The organism is Planctomycetota bacterium (assembly GCA_026387035.1).
In the GTDB taxonomy this organism is placed as follows: Bacteria; Planctomycetota; Phycisphaerae; order FEN-1346; family FEN-1346; genus JAPLMM01.
Window position 1 is genome coordinate 1 of record JAPLMM010000186.1, and the last position, 6,986, is coordinate 6,986.

Here is a 6,986-nt window from a genome sequence, read left to right on the forward strand (position 1 = left end):
GGCCGACGAGATCGACCACGTCGTCGCCGGGGAGTACTCGCTCAACTACAAGTCCCTTCTTCAGCAGCACGCGCAGCGCGACCTCGGCGCGACGCCTCATTACGAAGTCCTCGACGAGAAAGGGCCCGACCACGCCAAGGCTTTCGAGATCGCGGTCGTCATCCACGGGCGCCGCTATCCCAGCGCATGGGGACCCAGCAAGAAGGCGGCCGAACAGCGGGCCGCCATGGAAGCCCTTCGCGTCCTCGGCGAATTGGAAGCCGAAACAACACCCGTCGGCCCGGACGCCGACCTGCCCGCCGACGACGAGCAGGAAAAGGACTAGGTGCCGCCGGACCCCTCTTGGCCGTCTTCAGCCGGACGTTCCGGCGGAGTCGGGAGCCCCCTACCCCGCGACTCCTCGGTCTCGCCTTCCGTTGCGTGGCGGTCTCCGCCTCGCCGATACGTCCCTTTGCCCTTCTTGGGGTTCTCGACGCGCTCCTGCTGACCCGGCCGCCACTGCTTCCGGGGAAAGCGCGGCTTCTTGTCGCGGCGACGTTCGGACATGGTTCAGTACTCGATCCTCAAAGCCCGCCTCGCGACTTCTCGAACCTTGTGCGGCTGGACGTGAACGCCCAGCCCGGACCCACTCATCGCCCGGACGAAACCGCCGTAGCCAAACGAAAGCCGCTCGCGCGTCACGTCGGACCTGAGCAGGAACCGGCCGTAGGATCCTTCCGCAAATCGGACGCGCCGGCCGGCGAGTTCGAGAAAAATCCGCCCCGCCGCCGTCAGGATCCCTGTCTCGCCGACCATGCACCCGAGTTGAAAATCGAGGCCGGAGCGGTGGGCCAGGTCTGCCAGGCGAAGGCTCTGCACCAGGCCCCCGTTTTTCGAGATGCGGATGTTAAACAGGTCCACCTGCCCGCCCTGGATGAGGCGTTCGGCCTGTTCAAGCGACAGGAGCGATTCGTCGAGCATGATCGGGACGCGCGTCCGGCGCCGAAGTTCGGCGAGCGCCGCCTCGTTGCCCTTCGCGAGCGGCTGCTCGACCGCGAGAACTCCCCCGCGGTGGAGCGACTCGCTTCGCCGGACGGCCTCCTCGAGGTCCCAGGCGCCATTGGCATCGACGCGCAGCGTTCGCCGCGTGGGGCCGCGCCGGCGGGCCATGCCCCTGCCCAACTGGCGATGGCACTCGGCCAGGTTGGCCTCGTCCTGCGCGGCGTCCTTGCCCACCTTGAGTTTGTAGTCGCGGAACGCCAGCAGCCGCATCACCCGCAGGTTCCGGCGGACCTTTTCGACCGGCCCGGCCGAGAGAATGGCGCTCACGCGACGAAGCAGGCGATAGGGTTTCAGGTCCATCTGAGCGGCGAGGATGTCGGCCACGCGCACGCGGCGCGATCGGCCCACGGCGTCGAGCCACGCCAGTTCCACCGCACACCAGGCCGCGTTGTGCACGACCCCGCCGTCGGAGACGGGCGGTTCGGCGAGCGGCGCGTCGCGGGTCAAACGGTCGGCGTAGACGGAGCGGACGACCTCGACGGCCGAGGCCAGCGTCTCGCCCGTCACGTAATCGCGCGGAATGCCTTCGCCCCATCCGATGGACCCGTCCGCCAACTCGAGCCGCACCAGAATGCCCGTGCTCGTGTCGCGTCCCGCGGCGGCGTGCTCGAAACGCACCCGCATCGAGATCTCGTAGGTCCAGACCTCGAGGCTTTTCGGCTTGTGCCGCATAACCTCTCCGCCACGCTCCGCCTTACGACATGATTATCGGCACCAGCCCCACGGGGGTCAACGAACCTTTGGCAAAACCCGTCGGGGCGGGTCGGCCCAGGAGCGTTTTGTGGTTGCAATCGCCCCAGGCCGCTGGTATGAGCGCGCCGGGAGACCGCCGAATGATTCCCTTGCGATTGGAAACCGTGACGAAGCGGTTCGGCCCGTTCGTGGCCGTGGACGGCGTGTCGCTCACCGTCGAGCCGGGAGAACTTTTTTTCCTCCTCGGGCCCTCGGGCTGCGGCAAGACGACGCTCCTTCGCGTCATTGCTGGTTTCTATCCGCCCGACTCGGGACGCGTCTATTTCGGCGACCGCGACGTTACGGACCTCCCGCCCCATCGGCGCCGCTGCGGCATGGTGTTCCAGAACTACGCCCTCTGGCCGCACATGACCGTCCGGGACAACGTGGCGTTCGGCCTTTCGGTGCAGGGCGTGCGGCGCGACGAACGCCGGCGCCGGGCCCTCGACCTGTTGGACGTGGTCCAGATGGCCGAGTACGCTTCGCGCCGGCCGACGCAATTGTCGGGCGGCCAGCAACAGCGCGTGGCTCTCGCGCGGGCCCTTGCCATCAACCCGGATTTCCTCCTGCTGGACGAGCCGCTCTCGAACCTCGATGCGAAACTCCGGCTCCAGATGCGGTCCGAAATCCGCCGCACGCAGCGCGCCGCCCGCGTCACCAGCCTCTACGTGACGCACGACCAGGACGAGGCGCTCGCGATGGCCGACCGCCTCGCCGTCGTGCGCGACGGCCGGATCGTCGCCCTCGGGACCCCGCGGGACCTCTACGAGAATCCGCCCGGCCCGTGGGTCGCCGGATTCCTCGGCGAGACGAACCTCCTGGAGGGCGAAGTCCGCGCGCGAGACGGCGACGCGGCCGTCGTCGCCGTGCCGTTTGGGACGGTGCGGGTCGCGCGGGCGCCGCGCGCCCTTTTCCCCGGCGTGCCGGTCGTCCTGAGCATTCGGCCGGAGGCGGTGCGGCTCCTGGCGGCCGAAGGCGAGGCGCCGGCGGAGAACGTCTTTGCGGTCACGGTGCTGGCGCGAACGTTCCAGGGCGAGACGGAGCAGGCGCGGGTGCGCCTCGGCCGGTACGAGATCCTGGCGTCGGACCGTCCGACGGATTTGCCGCCCGTCAAACCGGGCGAGCCGGCCCGCGTGCACCTCGCGCCGGAGGCCATCCGCGTGTTCGTCCGCGAAATTGCCGCCGTCCAGGCCGCAGGCGCAAAAACGGCAGGAGAATGAGCGTGAAGCACCTCGTCGGGCTGGGGTTGGTCGTGTCGCTCGTCGGCCTAGTCGGATGCGGCGGCGAGGAACCCGCGTCCGGCGCGGACTCGCTGGTGATTTACTCGCCGCATAGCGACGAAATCCGCGCGGAGTTCGAGGCGGCCTTTAAGGATTGGTACCGCAGCCAAACAGGCCGCGAGGTGGAAGTTTCCTGGCCCGACGTCGGCGGGACCAGCCTGATGCTCAAGCGCCTCCAGGACAAGTTCCTCAGCGGGCGCGACGATGTGGACCTGGCGTTCGGCGGCGGGGCGATCTACGAGCGGATGAAGCAACTGGGGTTCCTCGAACCTTACCGCCTGCCGGACGACGTGCTCGCGGCCATTCCGAAAACGGCGGCCGGCCAACCGCTTTACGATCCGGAGTTCTGCTGGTACGGGGCGGCCATTTCGACGTTCGGCCTGATTTACAACAAGCGGATCCTCGCGGACCGCAGCCTGCCGATGCCCGAGACGTGGGAAGCGATGGCCGACCCGAAATACTTCGGCCTGGTGGGAGCGGGCGACCCGGCCAAGAGCGGCAGCGTCCGCAAGGCCTACGAGATCATCCTCCAGGCCTACGGGTACGAGAAAGGGATGGCGATCCTGGTGCGGATGGCGGCCAACGCGCGGGAGTTCTTCGCCAGCGCCTCGGACATCCCGCGCGCCTGCGCCAAGGGGGAGATTGCGGTCGGCCCGTGCATTGATTTTTATGCCCAGCGCCAGAGGCTCTCGGAGGGCGGCGAGACTATCGGCTTCGTCACGCCCAAGGGGCTCACGGTCGTCAACTGCGATCCCGTCGCCGTCCTGAAGGGCGCGCCGAATCGCAAGGTGGCCGAAAGGTTCGTCGAGTTCGTCATGCGCCCCGAAGGACAGCGCCTGTGGATGCTTCCGGCGGGCGTCCCGGGCGGGCCGAAGCAGCACGCGCTCGAGCGTCTGGCCGTCCTGCCGAGCCTGTACGGACCCGAGGTGGGCACGCGGCCGGCGATGAATCCCTTCCAGATGCCGCCCGCCGATTTCTACGACGCCCGCAAGGAGGAAGACCGCCTCGCGATCCTGCCGGATTACCTGCGCATCGCGCTCGTCGAGAATCACGAGCCCCTCGTAAAGGCCTGGCAGGCGGTCATCCGCAAAGGGACGCCTTGGGAGCCTGGCGCCTCGCTGCTCGTCCAGCCGCTCCTCTCCGAGGAGGAAATGGCCCGGCTGGGGCGGGAGGTATGGACGCCGATCGTCACCCTGGAGGGCGCGACGCCGGAGAAACGGGCGGAAGCCCAGCGCAAGGAAGAATCTCGCCAGCGGCGAAAGAGCGACCTGGAGACGGAGTGGAGCGACCAACTCCGGCAGCGCTACGAGAAGATCTCGCACTTGGCCTCTGGCATGCCCCAGACCGCCGACTGAATAGCGAGCGGCCACGGATGCGACCGGACGCGAAAACCTGGGTCCTCATTCTGCTCCTGGTCGCCTTTTTCGGCCTCTTCGTCTTCTACCCCCTCGCGAACGTGTTCCGATCCGCGCTATGGGAATCCACCGGCCCGACGCTGCACTTCGTCGCCAACGCGCTCGAGCGTGGCAGCATCCGCGCCGGCTTCGCGAACGCGCTGGTGCTGGCGTGTCTGACGACGCTCATCTCCACCGCCCTCGCCCTGCCGCTCGCCCACCTCGGGGCGCGGACGGCGTTCCCGGGCAAGCGGCTCCTATCGGCGGCGATCCTCGTGCCGATGATCCTCCCGCCTTTCGTCGGCGCGCTCGGCCTGAAGCAGGTGATGGGCCCGATGGGCGCCCTGAACGCCGCCCTCGTCGGCCTCGGGCTTGTGAACCGGGCCGACGTCGTCGATTGGTTCCGCGTCTATCCGATGGCCGGCATCGTCGCCCTCCAGGCTCTGCACCTGTATCCGATCCTGTATCTCAATGTGGTGGCGGGCCTGGCGAACGTGGACCCGTCGCTGGAGGACGCGGCCCGGAGCGTCGGCGCGGGTCCCTGGCGCGTCTTTTGGCGGGTGACGTTTCCGCTGATCCTGCCCGCCTACTTCGCGGGCGCGGTGCTCGTCTTTCTCTGGGCGCTGACGGACCTCGGCACGCCGCTCATGTTCAACTTCCGCGAAGTAACCGCCGTCCAGATCTTCGACCGCGTGAGCGAACCCTCGAGCCCCGAAGTCAATGCCCTGGTCGTCCTGCTCCTGGTCCTCGTGGTGCTGCTCTACTGGGGGGCGCGGGTGCTCTTCGGCCGACAGGCATTCGGCCAGATGGCCGTCGCCACGCGCGCCGCCGAGCCCGCACCGCTGAACCTCCGGGGAACCCTCCTGGCGTGGCTTCTCTTCGGCGGCGTGACGCTGCTGGCCCTCGTGCCTCACGTCTCGGTCATCCTCTACAGCCTGAAGACGCGCTGGCAATTCACGGTGCTGCCGGAAGGACTGACGCTAGCGCACCACACCGCGGCGCTCGAACACCCCTGGACGCTGCCGAGCATCCGCAACTCATGTCTGTACTCGCTGGGCGCGGTCGCCATTTGTCTGGTCTTCTCCGTTTGGATCGGCTACGTCCTCGTGCGCAAGGAATTCGCCGGGCGAGGACTCCTCGACGCGATGGTGATGCTGCCGCTGGCGCTCCCGGGGCTGGTCCTGGCGTTCGGGTACCTGAACGCCTATGCCGACTGGGGCGACCGGCTCGTCGCCGCCGGCCTCTGGAACCGCAACTACCTCTATCCCCAGGATAATCCCGTTCTCTTGCTCGTCGCGGCGTACGCGGTGCGGCGATTGCCGCTCGCGGTGCGGTCGGCCGTCGCTGGGTTCCAGCAGACGAGCCGATCCCTCGAAGAGGCCGCCCACAGCGTCGGCGCGGGACCGGGGCGGACCCTCTGGCGAATCACCGTGCCCCTGATTTCCGCGAACCTGGTTGCCGGGGCCATCCTCGTCTTCTCCATGTCGATGCTCGAAGTGTCCGACAGCCTGATCCTCGCGCAGAACGACGCATTCAATCCCGTCACGCGGACCATCTATCGTATCTGCTCGAGCGAATACGCCGTCACGGGCGAGGCGATGGCGAGCGCGCTGGGCGTCTGGGCGATGGTCTTCCTAGCCGTGACGCTCGTCGGGGCAGCGCTCCTGATGGGAAAACGCCTGGGGGCGATCTTCCGGGCCTAACGCCGGCGCGGCGGGGGCGTACGGCGCGGTCGCTCATTCGCCTCAGACATCCCGTCCGCACCGGAGGCAACCGGCACAGGCTCGGCGACCAGGGGCCAGGTGCCGGCCTCCTGGGCGGCGGAAATCGCCGCCTCCGCGACCCGCGCGTCGAACTGGATGCCCGCCCCGAGACGCAGGTGCTCCAGCGCCTCTTCGAGGGAGTACGGCTCGCGATAGGGGCGCGGGCTCGTCATCGCGTCGAGGGCATCGGCGACGGCCAGGATCCGCGACTCCAGCGGAATCGCCTCGCCCGTCAGTCCGTCCGGATATCCCCGGCCGTCCACGCGCTCGTGGTGATGGCGGATGATGCTCGCCTCGCGCTGGAGAAACCGCAGTTGGCCGACAATTCTTTCCGCCACGGCGGGGTGCTGGCGAACGAGCACCCAGTCGGATCGGCTCAAGGGTCCGCTCCGCGAAAGCACCTCTTCCGGAATCACATATCGCCCGAGGTCGTGAAGCAAGGCCGCCCGATGCAGGATGTCCATCTTGTCCGGCTGGAGGCCCATCTGCCGGGCGATGGCCGACGCATACTCGCCCACGCGGCCGGAGTGGCCGACAAAGTACGGGTGGCGCGATTCCAGGTCCCGGATGAGTTCGGCCATGCGCTCCAGATACACGTCGCGGTTCTGCTCGTTGATGGCCCGGACGCGCCGTTCGAGCAAGCGGACCTCGTCCGAGGCCAGGAGGGCGGACTCGCCGTCGCCCTGGACCTGGTTCCAGACGACGACGCGGTTGCCGCCCAGGCGTTTCGCGCTGTACATGGCCTCGTCGGCCATGCGCAGCAGGTCGTTCACGGA

General features: G+C 68.3%; 6 protein-coding genes. 4 read left to right on the forward strand and 2 right to left on the reverse strand.

All coding sequences use genetic code 11. From position 1 onward, the window contains the following. Positions 1–325, forward strand: a 325-nt coding sequence (locus NTX40_06680; GenBank protein ID MCX5648764.1) for a putative dsRNA-binding protein, incomplete at its 5' end; no start/stop codon positions are given. A gap of 224 nt (positions 326–549) precedes the next feature. Here NTX40_06680 and NTX40_06685 read toward each other — a convergent pair. Beyond that, entirely contained in the window at positions 550–1,713 is a 1,164-nt protein-coding gene (locus tag NTX40_06685; GenBank protein MCX5648765.1) for a dipeptide epimerase, read from the reverse strand. A gap of 161 nt (positions 1,714–1,874) precedes the next feature. Here NTX40_06685 and NTX40_06690 point away from each other — a divergent pair, with 161 nt between their 5' ends. From NTX40_06690 to NTX40_06700, 3 genes are read left to right on the forward strand one after another with little or no spacing between them, the layout of a single operon-like run. Further along, positions 1,875–2,993, forward strand: coding sequence for an ABC transporter ATP-binding protein (locus tag NTX40_06690; protein ID MCX5648766.1), 1,119 nt, complete (start codon positions 1,875–1,877; stop codon positions 2,991–2,993). 2 nt (positions 2,994–2,995) lie between these two features. After that, entirely contained in the window at positions 2,996–4,408 is a 1,413-nt protein-coding gene (locus NTX40_06695; protein ID MCX5648767.1) for an ABC transporter substrate-binding protein, read from the forward strand. Positions 4,409–4,425: 17 nt separating this feature from the next. Further along, on the forward strand, positions 4,426–6,150 hold the full coding sequence (locus NTX40_06700; protein MCX5648768.1) for an iron ABC transporter permease: 1,725 nt from the start codon (positions 4,426–4,428) through the stop codon (positions 6,148–6,150). Here NTX40_06700 and NTX40_06705 read toward each other — a convergent pair. Beyond that, positions 6,147–6,986 (reverse strand): HD domain-containing protein (locus tag NTX40_06705; GenBank protein MCX5648769.1); only part of this gene is annotated, 840 nt, incomplete at its 5' end. The two genes, NTX40_06700 and NTX40_06705, sit on opposite strands and share 4 nt — an antisense overlap.

Excerpts from the sequence above, each read along its gene's own strand:
- NTX40_06700 (MCX5648768.1), top strand. The coding sequence starts at position 4,426 with ATGCGACCGGACGCGAAAACCTGGGTCCTCATTCTGCTCCTGGTCGCC.
- NTX40_06685 (MCX5648765.1), bottom strand. The coding sequence starts at position 1,713 with ATGCGGCACAAGCCGAAAAGCCTCGAGGTCTGGACCTACGAGATCTCG.
- NTX40_06690 (MCX5648766.1), top strand. The coding sequence starts at position 1,875 with ATGATTCCCTTGCGATTGGAAACCGTGACGAAGCGGTTCGGCCCGTTC.